At 62.5% G+C, this 17,383-nt stretch carries 12 protein-coding genes; 9 read left to right on the top strand and 3 right to left on the bottom strand.

The features are described from left to right. The first annotated feature begins 40 nt into the window (after positions 1-40). Complete coding sequence (locus VGD45_RS09815) at positions 41-1,321, top strand: TRAP transporter large permease (protein WP_331155114.1); 1,281 nt, start codon at positions 41-43, stop codon at positions 1,319-1,321. Between the two features lie 119 nt (positions 1,322-1,440). Here the strand turns inward: VGD45_RS09815 and VGD45_RS09810 are convergent, their stop codons facing one another. Both VGD45_RS09810 and VGD45_RS09805 read right to left on the bottom strand, forming a co-directional pair. Further along, the gene (locus VGD45_RS09810) at positions 1,441-2,910 is read right to left on the bottom strand and encodes a mannitol dehydrogenase family protein (RefSeq protein WP_331155113.1); all 1,470 of its coding nucleotides are present in this window, start codon (positions 2,908-2,910) and stop codon (positions 1,441-1,443) included. Next, positions 2,907-4,436: an altronate dehydratase family protein gene (locus tag VGD45_RS09805; RefSeq protein WP_331155112.1), complete on the bottom strand. Its 1,530-nt coding sequence runs from the start codon at positions 4,434-4,436 to the stop codon at positions 2,907-2,909. Before VGD45_RS09805 ends, VGD45_RS09810 begins: the two co-directional genes overlap by 4 nt. Positions 4,437-4,564: 128 nt before the next feature. Here VGD45_RS09805 and VGD45_RS09800 point away from each other — a divergent pair, with 128 nt between their 5' ends. The 6 genes from VGD45_RS09800 (at position 4,565) to VGD45_RS09775 (ending at position 13,188) form a co-directional block, all read left to right on the top strand. Further along, positions 4,565-5,710: a LacI family DNA-binding transcriptional regulator gene (locus VGD45_RS09800; protein WP_331155111.1), complete on the top strand. Its 1,146-nt coding sequence runs from the start codon at positions 4,565-4,567 to the stop codon at positions 5,708-5,710. A 135-nt stretch (positions 5,711-5,845) separates the two neighbouring features. After that, positions 5,846-7,258 carry a glucuronate isomerase gene (gene uxaC / locus VGD45_RS09795; protein WP_331155110.1) on the top strand — a complete coding sequence of 471 codons (1,413 nt, stop codon included), beginning with the start codon at positions 5,846-5,848 and terminating at the stop codon, positions 7,256-7,258. Between the two features lie 27 nt (positions 7,259-7,285). Further along, positions 7,286-8,134: a 5-dehydro-4-deoxy-D-glucuronate isomerase gene (kduI, locus tag VGD45_RS09790; RefSeq protein WP_331155109.1), complete on the top strand. Its 849-nt coding sequence runs from the start codon at positions 7,286-7,288 to the stop codon at positions 8,132-8,134. Positions 8,135-8,136: 2 nt separating this feature from the next. Beyond that, entirely contained in the window at positions 8,137-8,901 is a 765-nt protein-coding gene (gene kduD, locus VGD45_RS09785) for a 2-dehydro-3-deoxy-D-gluconate 5-dehydrogenase KduD (protein WP_331155108.1), read from the top strand. A 401-nt stretch (positions 8,902-9,302) separates the two neighbouring features. Next, positions 9,303-12,005, top strand: coding sequence for a hybrid sensor histidine kinase/response regulator (locus VGD45_RS09780; RefSeq protein ID WP_331155107.1), 2,703 nt, complete (start codon positions 9,303-9,305; stop codon positions 12,003-12,005). After that, positions 11,992-13,188, top strand: coding sequence for an EAL domain-containing response regulator (locus tag VGD45_RS09775; protein ID WP_331155106.1), 1,197 nt, complete (start codon positions 11,992-11,994; stop codon positions 13,186-13,188). Before VGD45_RS09780 ends, VGD45_RS09775 begins: the two co-directional genes overlap by 14 nt. 14 nt (positions 13,189-13,202) lie before the next feature. On the opposite strand, the gene VGD45_RS09770 is transcribed toward VGD45_RS09775, so the two are convergent. Continuing rightward, positions 13,203-14,666 (bottom strand): PAS domain S-box protein, encoded by a 1,464-nt coding sequence (locus VGD45_RS09770; protein WP_331155105.1) that lies wholly within the window; start codon positions 14,664-14,666, stop codon positions 13,203-13,205. Positions 14,667-14,908: 242 nt separating this feature from the next. Between VGD45_RS09770 and VGD45_RS09765 the strand changes: the two genes are divergently transcribed. Both VGD45_RS09765 and VGD45_RS09760 read left to right on the top strand, forming a co-directional pair. Beyond that, positions 14,909-15,598, top strand: coding sequence for a response regulator transcription factor (locus VGD45_RS09765; protein WP_331155104.1), 690 nt, complete (start codon positions 14,909-14,911; stop codon positions 15,596-15,598). A gap of 286 nt (positions 15,599-15,884) precedes the next feature. Continuing rightward, complete coding sequence (locus tag VGD45_RS09760) at positions 15,885-17,360, top strand: PAS domain S-box protein (RefSeq protein WP_331155103.1); 1,476 nt, start codon at positions 15,885-15,887, stop codon at positions 17,358-17,360. Positions 17,361-17,383 lie beyond the last annotated feature (23 nt).

Here is a 17,383-nt window from a genome sequence, read left to right as displayed (position 1 = left end):
GCTGACGCCGCGGTGGTGGTCTGAAGCGAAGGCGTTCGAAATGGCTGTAACAATTCTCTTTGTTTCACTCGGGCTGCTGCTGCTCATCGGCCTTCCCGTGGGTTTCGCGCTCATAGCGGCGTCGTTCGCGACGGTGCTTTATCTCGGCATCCCTCCGATTGTCGTCGCGTTGCAGACGGCGGCGGGGGCGAATGCGGCGTCGTTGATTGCGATTCCACTGTTCATCTTCGCGGGCGAGATGATGATGCGCGGAGGTATTTCCGAACGATTGATTTCGTTTGCGTCGTCGCTCGTCGGTCACCTGCGCGGCGGTCTAGGCCAGGTGAACGTGCTCGCCTCCTTGTTCTTCGGCGGCGTGTCGGGTTCGGCAATCGCCGATGTGTCCGCGATTGGCGGCACGATGATTCCGCAGATGGTGAAGCGCGGATTCGACAGGGACTTCGCGGTGAATGTTTCCATTACCGCGGCGCTGGTGGCACTGCTCGTGCCGCCGTCTCACAACCTCATTTTGTTCTCCGCCTCCGCGGGCGGGTCGATCTCAATCGCCGATCTGTTCGCGGCCGGCGTGATTCCGGCGTTGCTGATGACCGTGGTGGTGATGTTCACGGGCTGGGCGATCGCCCGGCGTCGAGGTTACGCAACGGAAGCATTTCCCGGCTTCAAAGAGATCTTCGTTCGTCTGGTCGCCGCGTTGCCCGGCTTGTTGCTGGTCGCGCTGATTTTCTTCGGCATTCGAGCCGGCATCTTCACCGCGGTGGAAAGCGCCGCCATCGCCGTGTTCTACGCCATTCTTGTCACCGGCTTGGTGTATCGCCGCCTGACTTGGCAGCACTTCGCCGAGACCTGCATGGGCGCGGTCCGCACGACCGGCCTGATCCTGTTCGTCATCGGTGCGGCGGCGTCGTTCGGCTGGCTGCTCGCTTATCTGCAAGTGCCATCGGCGGCGGTGGATGCGCTCACATCCGTGGCCGATAACAAGTACGTCATCCTGATCCTGCTCGTCGTCGTGCTGCTGATCCTCGGCACGTTCATGGACCTGGCGCCGCTGATCATCATCTGCACGCCCATCTTCCTGCCGGTCGCCAAGGCGTTCGGTGTGGATCCGGTGCACTTTGGCGTGATCCTGATCCTGAACGCAGGCATTGGATTGATCACCCCGCCGGTGGGCTCCGTGCTGTTCGTGGGTGCGGCGATCGGCAAGATCAGCGTCACGCAAGCGCTGCGAACGATATGGCCGTTCTATCTCGCAGCGCTCACCGTGTCGATGATCGTGGTGTTCGTGCCTCAGCTGTCGCTGTGGTTACCGGCGCTGCTTAAATGACTCGGGATCGGGCATCCTGCCACGACCCTCGTGCGAGTCGGCAAAAGGCGCGACTTTTGCCTCTCGCCGCCGCCTGCGGCGGCGGGGTACGTCCATGTACCCAGGTGGCCGTTGTTCTATTACACCGCTGAGGTGAGTGCTTGGCCGAGCGCGGCGGGGCCGTCCACGTTCGAGAGCCGCGCATAAGCGGTCTCGAGTGCCGAACGGAACGTCGCATTGCCAGCGAGCTCGGCGCTGAACACCTTCTCGAAGCCGAGGAACGTCGCGACATCGTTTCGCGCATCGCCGGTGCAACGCTTGGCGAGCTCCGTGAGTTGAGTCGCGAGCGGATCGACGATCTGCCGCTCGTGCTGTACCTGCCGACGAATGAAATGAAACCAAGCCGCCAGCGGCACGCACAGCCGCGCAACGGAGCGGCCAGCCGCCAGGTTCTCGGCGATCGTCGGAAGGATTCGGAACGGCAGCTTCTGCGAACCATCCCACGCGATCTGCGACAGCAGATGACGAATGGTCGGATTACGAAACCGACGCAACACCGCCTCGATGTACTGGTCCAGATCCAGGCCCTTCGGCGCGGCCAGGCCGGCGCGAATGTCCTCGACCATCATGCGACGGACAAACGTAGCGAGCGCCCCGTCGCTCATGGCGGACGACACAGTCTCGTAACCGGCGAGGCTGCCAGTGTAGGCGAGCGTGGAGTGCACACCGTTCAGTAAGCGCAGCTTGGCGCGTTCGAAGCCGGCGACATCATCCGTCACCGTGACGCCGACCGCTGCCCAATCGGGCTGCGGACCGCGCAACTTGTTCTCGATCACCCACTGAGAGAAGAACTCACGTTGCACGGGCCAAAGATCTTCGACGCCGAGCGCACCTTTCACGCGCGCCCGAAGCGCGTCGTCGGTGGCAGGAGTGATGCTGTCCACCATCGTGCATGGGAAAGTCACTTCTTTCTCGACCCACGCAACCAGGGAAGGATCGCTCGAGCGAACGAAATCCAGCACGGCGCGGCGCAGCCGATGACCGTTGTCCGCGAGATTGTCGCAGCTGATCACATTGAAGGGCTCGTGGCCCAGGTCGTGTCGCATACGCAAGGCGCGCGCGAGAAAACCAACGAAGGTCCGCGGCGCTTCGGGATGCCGCAAGTCATGAGCGATGTCTGGATGCGAGAAGTCCAGGCCGCCTTCTTTATTGAGGCAATAACCTTTCTCGGTGATGGTCGCGGTGACGATGCGCGTCGCCGGATTGACCATGCGTTCCAGCACGGCGCTCGGCGACTCCGGCGCGACCAGCACCTCTTTCACCGAGCCGACGACTCGGAACGAAGACTGCTCGTCGAGAATGGCGATGGTGTACAGGCCTTCCTGCGGTACGAGCGCGTCGCGCACGCCGGCGCTGTGCAGGGACACTTCACAAATGCCCCAGCGCGGATCGGTGTGCAAGACATCGTCGATATAACACGCCTGGTGCACACGATGAAAAGCACCGGGTCCGAAATGGACGATACCGGTGCTGACAGTCTTGCGGTCGTATGTGGGGATCTTGATGTTGCGGCTGCCGAGCACCGCAACGGAAGCGAGCGATAAAGTCACAGAGTCACACCGTCTTTCCAGATTGCAATTTCGCGCTGCTCGTTGATCTCGTTGCGGGCCGGCTGGCCGGACGCCGTGTCGACGATCAACTGCAAGAACTCGTCGGTGACCGACTCGGGATCGGCGGCGGTCAAGGCCTTGCCGGCGTCGAAATCGATCCAGTGAGATTTGTGCTCGGCGAGCTTGGAGTTCGAGCTGATCTTGAGCGTCGGCACCGGGAAACCCAGTGGCGTGCCGCGCCCGGTGGTGAACAACAGAATCGTGGCGCCCGCGGCGACCAGCGCCGTCGAGGAAACGCCGTCGTTGCCGGGCGCTTCGAGCAGCGTCAGTCCCGGCTTGGTCGTGCGCTCGCCATAGCGCAACACCTGCGTAACGGTCGCATGACCGCCTTTCTGTACGGCGCCGAGCGATTTCTCTTCCAGCGTGGTGATGCCGCCGGCCTTGTTGCCCGGCGACGGGTTCTCGTGCACGGGCTGGTTGTTACGCAGGAAATATTCCTTGAAGTCGTTGACCACGTGCACGATGCCGTCGAACACCTCGCGATCCGCGGCCCGCTGCATCAACAAACGTTCGGCGCCGAAGATTTCAGGAATCTCGGTGAGCACGGCCGTGCCGCCGGCTGCGGTGACACGGTCGGCGATGCGGCCCACCAATGGATTGGCCGTGATGCCGCTGAAGCCATCCGACCCGCCGCACTTCAATCCGACCACCAGATCATCGAGGCCGCAAGGCACGCGCTTGTCCTGCTCGGCGAGCTTCACCAGTTCTTCCACTGCCTGCAAACCCGCTTCTGTTTCGTCTTCAGTGGCCTGCGCCGCGAAGTAACGAATGCGCTCGCGCTCCGCTTCCGGAATCTCGGTGAGCAGCTTGGACAACTGATTCGATTCGCATCCCAAGCCGAGGATCAGCACGCCGCCGGCATTCGGATGACGCGCCAGGCCCGCGATCAAGCGGCGCGTGCGATCGAGATCGCCGCCCAACTGCGAACAACCGAACTGATGCGGGAATGCGACGACGTTGTCGACGCGACCGGCGTATTTCTGGGCGGCGAGACGGGCGATGCGTTCAGCCGTCCGGCCCACGCAGCCTACGGTGCACAGAATCCAAATCTCGTTGCGCGTGCCCACTTTGCCATTGGCGCGACGAAAGCCAAGGAAGGAACCGCTACGTGTGGCCGGTTTGCTTGTAACCGATGCCCCGGCACCGGTGTACTCGTACTCGTCAGTGCCGGCGAGCAGAGTTTCGAGGTTGTGCGAGTGGACGTGCGCGCCGACGGCGATGTCGGCGGTGGCTCGTCCGATGGGCCAGCCGTACTTGCGGACCGCTTGTCCCGCAGACACGGGCCGGATGGCTACCTTGTGTCCGCGAGGGATCGGGTCAGTGACTACGACGGTGCGATCGCCGACGCTGATGCTTTCCTGCGCGGCAAGGTCTCGGAGGGCGACGGCGACATCGTCGTCCGGCGCGACCCGATAGACAGCCGGGGAGACAGGGGTGGCGTTAGTAGCTGCACTCATAGTCTGCATGATGGCACCGAATGGGCCGGTGGGGAAACCGGTGTCAGGCAGCCCGCGGTTCTGGTACCGTTAATGCGCACGAGCCCACTCGCAATGTATTCTGGCGCCGCCGGATTTCACAGCAGGTTACCGCGTCGATGGCGAAAAAAACGGCCAAGAAGGCGAGTCGACAACCGCCGCTCATCCCAGCCGCGCGCGTGATCCCGGAGACGCGCCCCGTTGTGGCGGAAGCTCGTCCCGCCGCGCCTGTCCGGCGAGCTCTGGAAAAGAAGCACACCATCAACGACATCGCGCGACTGGCGAATGTCTCGAAAAAGACAGTGTCGCGGGTCATCAACGAATCGCCGTTCGTTCGCGAGGAGACCCGCACCCGAATCGCGGAAATCATTCGCAGCACTGGATTTACGCCGGATCCGCAGGCGCGCGGCCTCGCTTTCCGCCGCTCGTACCTGATCGGTCTGGTGTACGACAATCCCAACGCGCCCTATGTGATCAACGTGCAGGAAGGCGCGCTCGGCGCGTTGCGCCGGGTCGGTTACGAGCTCGTGGTGCATCCCTGCGATCGCAATAGTCCCGAATTTTTGAGCGACATTCGCCAGCTGGTCAGCCGCCAGAAGCTCGACGGCATGCTGATCCTGCCGCCGGTGTCGGAGAACAATGCGCTCGCCGACCTGTTGCGCGAGATCAGTTGTCCCTACATCCGCATCTTGTCAGCCGCGCTGGATGAGCCCGAAAACCTGGTGCAGTCCATGGACCGACAGTCCGCGGCCGAGGTGGCCGAGCACCTGGCCAAGTTGGGACATACGCGCATCGCCATGATCGTCGGCCCGCCGACCTACCGCTCCTCGCAGGAGCGTCTCGAAGGGTTCTCCAACGCGTTGGCGGATCGAGGTCTCACACTGGCGCCGGACTACGTCGCAGAAGGCGCGTACACCTTCGAATCCGGCGCAGCTTGCGCCGAAATGCTGTTATCGCGCACTCCGCGGCCGACGGCGATCTTCGCCGGTAATGACGAGACAGCCGCGGGCGTCTATCGAACGGCGTACCTGCGAGGCCTGCGTATTCCGCATGACCTCACGATCATTGGCTTCGACGACAGTCCGCTGGCGTCCCGGCTTTGTCCCTCTTTGACCACCATGAGACAACCGATCCGGGACATGGGACGATTGGCGGCTGAAAAGCTGATCTCCAAAATCTCCCGGACCGAAGGGCCGTCGATCGCGGCGACCACGGTATTTCCGCATCTGGTGGTGCGCGAATCGAGCGGTCGTCCGGCGAATTAACCCCACAAACGGGGCTGCGCGCGATAGTTTTGCGCACGGTTCAGGTTTGTCCTGGATAGATTGCTGGCGGGCGATGTTGACACCGGTTACCATTGCCCTTGTTGAAACTGCCCGTATCGCGACTCCGCATCGGCCATGAGCACACCCTTACACTTGCACGAAGATCGACTGTTTCCCGCTGAACCCGCTATCCGACAGATCGCCCGCCGCCTATACGCGGAAGTGCGCGACCTGCCGATCCTGAGTCCGCACGGTCATACCGACCCGCAGTGGTTCGCCGGCAATGCGCCGTTCGGTAACGCCACCGAGTTGCTGCTGGCGCCGGACCATTACTTGTTCCGCATGCTGTACAGCCAGGGCGTCGACCTGAACGAGCTCGGCGTGGCGTCGCGTCGCGGCCCCTCGAATGCGAATCCGCGCGAAGCGTGGCGCAAGTTCGCGGCGAACTTTTATTTGTTCAACGGCACGCCGTCGTGGCTGTGGTTGAACTACGTGTTCGCGAAAGTGTTCGATCTGAAGGTGCGGCTCGAGCCGTCCACCGCGGACCATTACTTCGACGTCATCGGCGAAAAGCTGGCGCAGGACGCGTTCCGTCCGCGCGCGCTGTTCGAGCGCTTCAACATCGAAGTGCTCGCGACCACCGAATCGCCGGTGGACACGCTCGAACATCATCACAAGATTCAGAGCAGCGGCTGGAAGGGCCGCGTCATCACTGCCTATCGTCCCGACGCGGTGATCGATCCGGAGCACGAGCAGTTCAAGGACGCGCTGAAGCGCTTCGCCGAGCTCACGAACGAAGATGTTTACTCGTGGAAGGGTTATCTCAACGCGCACCGCAAGCGTCGCGCGGATTTCGCCAAGGCCGGCGCCACTTCGACCGACCATGGTCATCCGACGGCGGCTACTGCCGATCTGAACCCGGTCGAAGCGCAACGTTTGTTCGAGAAAGTCACCAAGGGTTCGTTCACGCCCGCGGACGCCGAGCTGTTCCGTGCCGCCATGCTGGTCGAGATGGCCAAGATGAGCGAGGAGGACGGCCTGGTGATGCAGATCCATCCGGGCGCGTTCCGTAATCACAATCGCTGGCTGTTCGAGACCTTCGGCCGCGACAAGGGTGCGGACATTCCGGAGAAGACCGAGTACGTGCAGGCGTTGCGTCCGTTGCTGGACCGGTTCGGCAACAGCAAGAAGCTGAGCATCATTCTGTTTACGTTGGACGAAACGGTGTACAGCCGCGAGCTGGCGCCGCTGGCGGGCCATTACCCGGCGTTGAAGCTGGGCCCGTCCTGGTGGTTCCACGACAGCCCCGAAGGCATGTTGCGCTTCCGCGAGTACACCACCGAGACGGCGGGTTTCTACAACACCGTCGGCTTCAACGACGACACGCGCGCGTTCCTGTCGATTCCGGCCCGTCATGATCTGGCGCGTCGTATCGATTGTGTCTACCTGTCGCGACTGGTCGCCGAACATCGCATCGATGAAGACGCCGCGGCGCAAGTGGCTCGCGATCTCGCTTACCGGTTGCCCAAGCAAGCTTACAAGCTGTAACGGCGCTGCTTTCCCAGGGGATTTCCCGTGTTCAAGAAAACCTATCACGCCACGCATCCGGACATGATGGACGGCGCCAGCACCGAGCAGCTGCGCGAACGTTATCTGGTCCAGGGTTTGTTCAAAGAAAACGCGATCGCGTTGAACTACACGCACTACGAGCGCATGGTCATCGGCGGCGTCATGCCGGCCGGCCAGGCGATCCGTTTGCCCGAGCAGACCGAGCCCGCTTCCGCCAAGGGCAAGCCGTTCCTCGAACGCCGCGAGCTCGGCGTAGTGAATATCGGCAAGACCACCGGCAAGGTGACCGTCGACGGCCAGAGCTATACGCTCGCGGCCAAGGACGGTTTGTATATTCCGATGGGCAGCAAGGACGTGGTGTTCGAGTCCAAGCCGGGCGAGAGCGCGAAGTTCTATCTCGCTTCGACTCCCGCGCACGCGCGTTACGAAACGGTGCACCTGTCGATCGACAAGGCGGTGCCGCTGGAGCGCGGCGCGTTGGAAACATCCAACGAGCGCACCATCTATCAGTACATCGTGCCGGCGACCTGCAAATCCTCGCAGCTGCTGCTGGGCATGACGCTGCTGAAGAACGGCAGCGTGTGGAACACCATGCCGCCGCATCTGCACGATCGCCGCTCCGAGGTTTATTTCTATTTCGATCTGGAAGGCGACCAGCAGCGAATCATGCATTTCATGGGCGAGCCCGATGAAATGCGCAGTCTCGTGATCAACAACGAGGAAGCCGTGTTGTCGCCGCCGTGGTCCATTCACATGGGCGCGGGCACGCGCAACTACAGCTTCATCTGGGCGATGGGCGGCGAAAACCTCGACTACACGGACATGAACGTCCTCGACATCTGCCAGCTGAAGTAATCATGAGTCAACCTGTCTCGTTTTCTCTCGCTGGCAAAGTGGCGCTGGTCACCGGCGCCAACACCGGACTGGGTCAAGGCATCGCGATCGCGCTGGCGCAAGCCGGCGCGGACATCGTCGGCATCGCGCGCTCCAGCACGGTCGATACCGAAAGGGGCGTGGTCGCCGCGGGCCGTAAGTTCTATTCGCTGTACGCGGATCTGGAGCGCAGCCATGAAGCGCATCAGATCGTAGCGCGAGCGATCGACTCCGCCGGTCGCGTGGACATCCTGATCAATAACGCGGGCATCATCCGTCGCAATGACGCGCTGGTGTTCACGGAACAGGATTGGGACGCAGCGCTGAATGTGAACTTGAAGACGCCGTTCTTTCTTGCTCAAGCCGTGGCGCAGTCCATGGTCAACGCGGGTCGCGGCGGCAAGATCATCAACATCGCGTCGATGCTGTCGTTCCAAGGCGGGATTCGCACGGCGTCGTACACCGCTTCCAAGAGCGGTATCGCGGGCGTGACCCGTTTGTTGGCTAACGAGTGGGCGTCGTACGGCATCAATGTGAATGCGATTGCGCCGGGCTACTTCGAAACCAACAACACGACGGCATTGCGTGCCGACGAGCAGCGTAATAAGGACATCCTCGGCCGCATCCCCGCCGGGCGGTGGGGTAAGCCGTCCGATCTCGGTGGCGCAGCTGTGTTTCTCGCTTCAGCTGCGTCTGACTACGTTCACGGCACAATCCTTCCTGTCGACGGCGGTTGGTTAGCTCGCTAGCGGTACTTAAGAATAAGAGGCGCCGTGGTTCGCGGAGGCCAGGGCGGGGTGGCTCCTCCGGGCACCGCGCACCCGCCTCCGCCCGCTATCGCGGGCGTCCCGCTTGCACTTCCCTGTGGCGCTGCTACGGCAGGTCCCTGCTGTCCGAAGCTGCCCGGAGAAGCCACCCCGCCCTGACCTCCGCCTCTGGCGTTCGGCTCGGGCCTGGAGCCTCCGAAGGCAACTCGGTTCCTTCTTCGGATATACGTCCGTAGGCGTTAGGGGAAACCCTTAAAGGTGAAGCGGCGGGCGACAGAACACACTTTCCAATCGCGGACTTGTTCAGACTTCGGCACTTGCGGCCGATGCGGCCGGGTTATGTCACTCATCCGAACTCGCAAGCTGACCGAAACCCCTAGTTCATGTCCGTTGTCGCCGACCGTAGCTCAATCATCGATGCGCCCGCCGCGCTCGATGCCGTCGTTCAGGGGATCGCCATCGCGACCTCGAACGCGGGGCAGGTCGAGCTGACTTATGTCAATGCCGCGTTCTGCCAACTGACGGGTTACGAGCGCGCCGACATCCTTCAATCTGGGCTGCAACTGCTAAGCGGATCGAGTAACGACTCGGCGGTTCATCAGCATTTGCGCGAAGCCATCCTGGCCAGCGAGGACTTCACCGCCGAATGGCTCGTTCATTGTCGCGGCGGCCACACCTTGTGGACTCGTGTGAGCACGCGGGCTGTCGATTCCAGGCAAGTCGTCATCACGCTCGAAGACATCGCCGACTACAAGCGTTCCCGCGAGTCGTTGCGTGCGAGCGAAGCCCGCCTGGAGCTCGCGATGGAAGCGAGCGAGTTGTCGATGTGGGACTGGAACGTCGAGCAGGATCAAGTTTCCTACAACGATCAATGGCGCATTTCGTTAGGGATCGATCCCAAAGAGTTGTTGAAACGCGAGGGGCTCGCCGATCGATTGATGCTGCCGGCGGACGACTCGAGTGTGCTGGATAAATTCGAGCGGCACTACCATGGCGGCACGCCGTACTTTCAGTCCGAGTACCGCCTCGCCACCGTCGACGGCGCCTATAAATGGTTTCTTTCGTACGCCAAGGTCGTGCGACGTGACGCCGCTGGCAAACCGATGCGGGTCATCGGGGTACTGCAGGACATCTCACGTAGCAAACAAGATCAGCGCACCGCGCTGGAAGTCGAACAGCGTTGGGAGCGTGCGATTCGTGGCACCTCGGATGGCTTGTACGAGTGGGACTTGCTGACCGGTCATGTCTGGTATGCGAGCCGTTTCCGCGACATCATCGGTTGGGGAGACGAGTATTTCGCCAACACGTTTCAAGCCTTTCAGAACGTGCTGCACGCGGAAGATCGTAGCGCCGTGCTCGGCAGGATTCGCGCGCATCTGGAGAATCAGAGCCGGCTCGACGTTCGTTGTCGCGTCGTGACTCGCAAAGGAAACATTGTCTGGTGTCGATTGCGCGGTGAAGCCGAGCGCGACGCTTCAGGTCGACCGACGCGGCTGGCTGGCTCGCTGGGTGATATCAGCGCCCAGATCGACGCCGAAAAAGCACTGAGCCGCAGCCAGGATTTTTACGGCACCGTGCTCGACTCGCTGCCGTTGTTCGTGGCCTACGCCGATCGCGACGAACGCATCGTGTACGCCAATCGCATCTTCCAGGAATTTTTCTCCTCGCCACTATCCGATTCCCGCGGCCGTCTCATCAAGGAAGTCATCGGCGATCGTCGCTGGGGCGCGATCGGTCCGTACGTGCGCGAAGCTCTGCAAGGCAAGACCGTGGAAGGTCAGGGCCGCTATCGCGACTGCAACGGCAAGCCGGTCGATCTGGAAGCCACCTTCATTCCGCACCGTGACGACAAAGGTGAGATTCAGGGCTGCTTCGTCGCTGCTCGCAACGTCACCGAAAAACGTATGCTCGAAGCGGAGCTGCGCCAGAGTCAGAAGATGGAAGCGGTCGGCCGGCTCACCGGCGGCATCGCGCATGATTTCAACAATCTGCTCTCGGTGATCGTCGGCAACATGCAGCTGCTGACGCGCTCGCTGCAACAGACGCCGCGTTTATTGAGGCAAGCGGACACCGCGCTCAACGCCGCCATGCGAGGCGGCGAATTGATCAAGCGATTGCTCGCATTCGCGCGCCAGCAAGTGCTCGAGCCGAAGATCGTGGATCTCAACGCGCTGATCGGCGGCATGTACGAATTGCTGCGTCGCTCGCTGACGGGCGATATCGAGATTCATAGTGAGCTCGCCCCGGACACCTGGTTTACGCGGGCCGATCCGGGCCAGCTGGAGAACGCCGTGCTCAACCTGGTGATCAATGCGCGCGACGCGCTGCCCGGCGGCGGCGTCATCTCCATCACGACCCGGAATGTGACTATCAGCGCGGACCGACAGCAGCGTGAAGATGGTCTGACGCCCGGGGAGTACGCGTTAGTGGAAGTCGCGGACAACGGCGCGGGCATGTCCGGCGAAACCCTCAAGCGCGTGTTCGAGCCATTCTTCACGACCAAAGAAGTGGGCAAAGGCAGCGGCCTGGGCCTTTCGATGGTATATGGGTTCGTGAAACAGTCCGGCGGCCACGTGAACATCGCCAGCGTTCCGCAGCAAGGCACGACGGTGCAGTTGTACTTTCCACGATCGCAGGCCGGCGCCGACGAGACGCGCGCCGAAGGGCCCATGCAAATGGACCTGCCGCGCGGCGCCGAGACGTTGCTGGTCGTGGAAGACAATGCCGAAGTCCGCGGCACTACGGTTGAAATTCTTACGAGTCTCGGCTATCGAGTGCTCGAGGCGAACAACGGGCATCAGGCGCTGGAGCGATTCATGCGACATCCCGAGATCGCTCTGGTGTTCACGGACATCATGTTGCCCGGCGGCCTGCTCGGCACGCAGCTGGTGGAAAAACTCACCGAGCGGCGCGCCGAGCTCAAAGTGCTGCTCACCTCGGGCTTCAGCGATAGCAGCGTGATGCACCGAAGTCTGCTCGACGGCACGGTGGAACTGCTGCCCAAGCCCTATCAGTTGGAAGAGCTGGCACGGCGCGTGCGCGCGTTGCTGGACGGTAAAGAGGAGAACAAGCGTGTTCCGGCGTGAGAGGAATCTGTTACTGGCGGTGGACGATGAGGCGGACTTCCTGGAGCTGATCGAACAGATCGGCCGGGGCGTCGGCTGCACCGTCATCACGGCCGACACCGCCGCCAGCTTCCGTGAGCAACTGTCTCATCGGATGCCGGCGTTGATCCTGCTCGATCTGCAGATGCCGGGCATGGACGGCATCGAGGCGCTGCGTTATCTCGCGCGTCAGAATGTGACTTCCGGAATTCTGCTGGCGAGCGGGATGGATCAGCGCGTGCTCGCGAGCGCGCGGCAGCTCGGCGAATCGCTGGGCTTGAAGATGCTGGGCACGTTGCAGAAGCCGGCGATGCTCGAAGACATCGAGACGTTGCTCGCCAAGCACCTCGAGCCGAGCTCGCGCATTTCGGTCGAAGAGCTGCGCACCGCCATCGATGAGCACGAGCTCATCGTTCACTATCAACCCAAAGTCGTGCGCTCGGCGAACGACTGGCATGTGCGCAGCGCCGAAGCGCTGGTGCGCTGGCGTCATCCCCGTCTGGGATTGTTATATCCGGGCGAGTTCCTGCCGCTGGCCGAACAGTCGGGTCTGATCGTCGATCTCACCGACTTCGTGCTCACCGATGCGATCCGTCAGATCGGTCACTGGGGCACGCGTGGACTGGATCTCGGTGCGGCCGTGAACCTGTCGCCGCGACTGGTGCAGGATCTGGAGTTCCCGGAGCGCCTGGCTCGAGTGCTGCGCGAATTCGAAGTGCGCCCTGAGCAGCTCACATTGGAGGTGACCGAAGCGGCGTCAGTGGACGATCCGGAGCTGGTGATGGACATCTTCACGCGCCTGCGAGTGAAGGGCGTCGGCTTGTCGCTCGACGACTTCGGCATCGGCACGTCGTCGTTGACGTTGCTCTACAAGATGCCGTTCAGCGAAGTGAAGATCGACGGCCTGGTGATTTCGGAAATCGCACAGAGCAAGGCGGCGGCGACCGTGGTGCGCGCCATCGTCGAGCTCGCGCACAACCTGTCGCTCACCACGTGCGCCGAAGGGGTCGAGAACTCACCGGCGTTCGAGTTCCTGGAGCAGTGTGGCTGCGACGCCCTGCAGGGCGATTTCATCGCGCCGTCGATGCCGGCGGCGGAGATCGAGTCGTTCATCCAGGTGTGGAACGGCGCGGACCACACGCTGGTCCCTGTGGTCCGTAAGTAACAATTCTCGCGGCCTCAGCCGCTGGCCGCGAGACGTTTCTTATCCTTCGATTGCCGTAGCAAATGTAACGGCGCCGTCAGCGTGATCCGCGTCCCCGCGCCCGGCTCGTCGAAACTGATCGAGCCGCCAAGCATCCGCGCGCGGTACTCCATGATCTTCAGTCCCATGCCCGGACGACCTTGTGCGAGGCCGGCGCTCAGGCCGATGCCGTCGTCGGCGATGGCGAGCTGCAGCTTGCGACCCGTCGATCGCAAATCGATGTTGATCGAGGTCGCGCGCGCATAGCGAGCCGCGTTGGTCGACGCTTCCTGCGCGATTCTATATAGATGCGTGGCCGCGCCTTCTTCGAGGTCCGGCAGCTTCTGTCCGCCCATCGTGAAGGTGCACTCGAGGCTGTACATGTCGGTGCAGCGAGCGACCAGATGCTTCAGCGCTTCCGGCAGGCCGCCGCGTTCGAGGTTCACCGGAGCGAGACCTCGCGCCAACGAGCGAGTGCTTGAGATGGCGCGTGCCAACAGATCGGTAATCTTCATGACCTGCGCCGAGTACTGTGGCGACTCGCGCGCCATCTGCATCTCGAGCCCTTTCATCAGCAATGACAGACCGGTGAGCTCCTGCCCGAGGCCGTCGTGCAGATCGCTGCCCAGCCGGCGCTGCTCGCGATTGGAGATCTCCAGAATCTCCTGCTCCAGCTCTTTACGCTGAGTCACTTCCTGAACGGTGCAGACGAGGCCCGATACGGTGCCGTGATCACGCAGCGGCACGTGCGTGAACGTGAACCAGCGAACCGAGCCATCGAGCCCGATCCACGCGCGCTCCTGATCGGTGAGCGGCCGGCCGGTGCGCATGGTCGTGGCGGCCTGACCCTCGATGTCGACCACGTTCTCTTCGGTCCACAGCTCCGACAACTTGCGACCCAGCACTTCCTCGCGCGTCTTCTTCAGAGTGTCGAGCAACGCACGATTGACGACCGTGAGGCGATTTTCGTTGTCGACCGCGTAAATGATCTCGGGCAGGCTGTCGATCAACGTACTGAGCAGAATGCGTTGTTCTTCCAGTGCGACCTCGGCGCGCCGCCGCTCGCGACGGACGCGCGCTTCGGACAGTGCACGATTTACAACCATCGGCAGACGCTGCAACCGATCTTTCAGTACATAATCGGTGGCGCCGCTCTTGAGCGCTTCGATCGCGCGCTCCTCGCCGAGCGAGCCCGACACGAAAATGAAAGGAACGTCCGCGGAGCGCTCGAGCAAGATGCGCAACGCGGTGAGGCCGTCGAAGCCGGGCAAGGTATAGTCGGCCAGCACCAGGTCTGGAGGCGCTCCCGCGAGGGCAGCGCGAAAGTCGCTCTCCGACATCACGTGTCGCCACCTGATGTCCAGATCGTTACGGGCCAGCTGCAACTGAATCAGCTCGGCGTCGTTGGGATCGTCCTCGAGCAGGACGAAGTGCAGCGGTTCTGTCGAATCCGTTTTCATACCGAAGATTTCCGGAGGCGCGTAGGGACGTTCGGCCGTTGTGGCTGGGCCGGGCGCACTCCATAGTTAGCCCACCGACGGTCGTCCGAGAGTCGTGCCCTGAATCGTGTAAGGAGCGCCGGGGCCGAACGTATCACCACGCGAGCACTGTGGAAAATGGGGATTGCCCACCCCTTGTGGCCTCGCAAGACTGAAGCTAGAAGGCGGGGGCGCCATGACGGATCCCCCCGAGAGGAAAGACCATGGCCGATCCAACAAGGATCCTGATCGTTGACGACCACCCATTTGTCCGCGAAGGTTTGAAGCAACTGCTGGCCGGGCAGAGCGAATTCGTGCTGCAGGCGGAGGCGGCCTCGGTGCAGGCGGCGCAGACCGCCATCCAGGGCGAAGAACCCGACGTGGCGGTGGTCGATCTGGCGCTGGGCCCCGACGACGGTATCGAACTGGTGCGATGGATCCGCAGTGATCATCCAAATGTCCGCGTGCTGGTGCTGTCGATGCAGGACGAAGCGCTCTATGCCGAGCGTCTGCTTCGCCTGGGCGTCAGCGGTTATGTAATGAAAAACGTCGCGGGCACGGACTTCCTCGGCGCTTTGCGCAAGGTGGCTCGTGGCCAGCGGCATGTAAGTTCCGCCATGGGTGAGCGTCTGCTCAGTCAGGTGGCGCGCGGCCGTTCACCCGCGTCCGACGAAGATCCGGTGTCGGCGCTCACCGATCGTGAGCTGGAAGTGTTTCGTCTGATCGGCGAAGGCATCAGCACGCGCGAAATTTCACAGCGGCTGGATCTGTCCATGAAGACGGTCGACGCGCATCGTCGTCACATGCGCGAGAAGCTCAACCTGCGCTCCACCAGCGAGCTGATCCGCTACGCCACGCAGTGGGTATCCGATAAGGGCTCACCGACAGACTCCGCGCCCAGCGGAACTCATTGAGTCATTCGCTGAGTAAAAACTACTCAGGCCTCGTTGGTAATTGTGACGCAGTTCACGCCTTAAGCGTGAGCGGAATCGCATAGCGCGCCCGTCCCGCAATATAAGTACTTGCTCGGCTTGGAGTTATAACCCTAAGCGAGACTCTCGCCACACTCCTCGCAAAGGCGCGCACACCGCGTGTGACATTAGGGGAGTGGCTGATATCCCCTACAACGGCGCTCTAACACCATGCTGTCCAGTTCCGTGGGCGGCCAAAGCGCTCGCCGCGGGCAGGGAAGTGGACGGCTTGAATACTGCGAAAACAATCGACCTTCTAATCGGCGTCTCCGCCGAGGACGGACTGCGCTCGACGCTGCAGACCGACGCCATGCGGCAGTTGGTCGGTGCGGTGTCCGAGGTGGTGTTCGTCGTCGATCGCGGCTTGCGCATTCTGATGGCGAATCGCGGCATCGGCGAACGCACGGCGCGGCAGCTCGAAGGCGTGCTCGTGACCGATTTCTTCCCGCCGAGCCTGCATGCGCGCGCGCTGTCGACGCTGCATCGGGTGCTGGCGAACGGCCAGGTCGATGGTTACGTCGCCGAGATCGAGGGCAACGATGGCCAGTCGCGTCACTTCGACGTGCGGGTCAGCCCGATCCGCGCCGAGCAGAAAATCGTCGCGCTCGCGGTCGTCACCAGCGAAACCACCGAACAGGTGCGGGCGGAGCGAGCCATCGCGACTCAGGCGCGCATGATCGAATCGATGCTCGAAGGCGTCGCGGTGATCAACGAGCACGGCGTCATCGAGATCACGAACCCGGCGTTCGACACGTTGTTCAACTATGGTCGCGGCGAGCTCATCGGCCGCAACATGTCCATGCTCGCCGGCTGGCCGTTCGAGCAGCCCGAGCGCTGGCAACCGCTGTCAGCCAAGCAGGGCCGTTCCATTCAGGTCGAGTTCGACGGCCGCCGCGCCGACGATACGCATTTCGCCGCGCTGGGCGTGCTGTCCCGCTTCGAGATCGCGGGCAGTAATCACAGCCTGCTGGTGCTTCAGGATGTCAGCGAGCGCAAGCAGCTGGAGCGCGCCATCCTGCAAGCGGTCAGCCGCGAGCAGTACCGCATCGGTAATGATCTGCACGACGGCCTCGGTCAGGAGTTGACTGGCATCGCGCTGATGCTGCGCGGTCTCGCCGGCCGTCTGACCACCGAGTATCCGACCATTCTGCCGGAAATCGAGGGCATCACCCGACTCGTGAACAACTCGATCGAGAGCACTCGCGCGCTGGCGCGGGGCCTGTCGCCCGTGAATCTGGAGCGCGGCGGCCTATCGGATGCGCTCGAGGGCCTCGCCATGCACGCTACGGAGCTTTATGGCGTCCACGTCACTTGTACTCATCGTGTGAAGACGATTCGCCCGCTGAGCACGGAATTGGCCAATCATCTCTATCGAATAGCGCAGGAAGCGGTCCGGAACGCGGTCCGCCACGGTCAGGCGCGGTCTATACGACTGCATTTACATGGGGCCCGCGCTAAGGTTCGGCTGACGGTAACTGACGACGGTCTCGGCATGCCGTCGGACGCGGTGGACGCACCGGGCCTGGGCCTGAAGATCATGCGGTACCGCGCGCGGATTCTCGGCGGCGAAGTTCGCTTCGAGCGCGGGGCGCCGGATGGCGCCGCCGGCGATGTACGACCCGGCACCCGCATCGTTTGTGAATGCCCGCTCGAGCCCGCGGCCGACGCCGCCAAGACGCGTCGTCCTCGCCGTCGCGCGAGCTAGTGTAGTCCGGCGCAAGTAGAGGC

Source organism: Steroidobacter sp. (assembly GCF_036402275.1).
GTDB lineage: Bacteria > Pseudomonadota > Gammaproteobacteria > Steroidobacterales > Steroidobacteraceae > Steroidobacter.
The sequence above is the reverse complement of the archived record's forward strand: the minus strand, read 5'-3'. Positions and strand labels throughout refer to the sequence as shown.

Excerpts from the sequence above, each read along its gene's own strand:
- uxaC (WP_331155110.1), top strand. The coding sequence starts at position 5,846 with ATGAGCACACCCTTACACTTGCACGAAGATCGACTGTTTCCCGCTGAA.
- VGD45_RS09780 (WP_331155107.1), top strand. The coding sequence starts at position 9,303 with ATGTCCGTTGTCGCCGACCGTAGCTCAATCATCGATGCGCCCGCCGCG.
- VGD45_RS09815 (WP_331155114.1), top strand. The coding sequence starts at position 41 with ATGGCTGTAACAATTCTCTTTGTTTCACTCGGGCTGCTGCTGCTCATC.
- kduD (WP_331155108.1), top strand. The coding sequence starts at position 8,137 with ATGAGTCAACCTGTCTCGTTTTCTCTCGCTGGCAAAGTGGCGCTGGTC.
- VGD45_RS09800 (WP_331155111.1), top strand. The coding sequence starts at position 4,565 with ATGGCGAAAAAAACGGCCAAGAAGGCGAGTCGACAACCGCCGCTCATC.
- VGD45_RS09765 (WP_331155104.1), top strand. The coding sequence starts at position 14,909 with ATGGCCGATCCAACAAGGATCCTGATCGTTGACGACCACCCATTTGTC.
- VGD45_RS09770 (WP_331155105.1), bottom strand. The coding sequence starts at position 14,666 with ATGAAAACGGATTCGACAGAACCGCTGCACTTCGTCCTGCTCGAGGAC.
- VGD45_RS09805 (WP_331155112.1), bottom strand. The coding sequence starts at position 4,436 with ATGCAGACTATGAGTGCAGCTACTAACGCCACCCCTGTCTCCCCGGCT.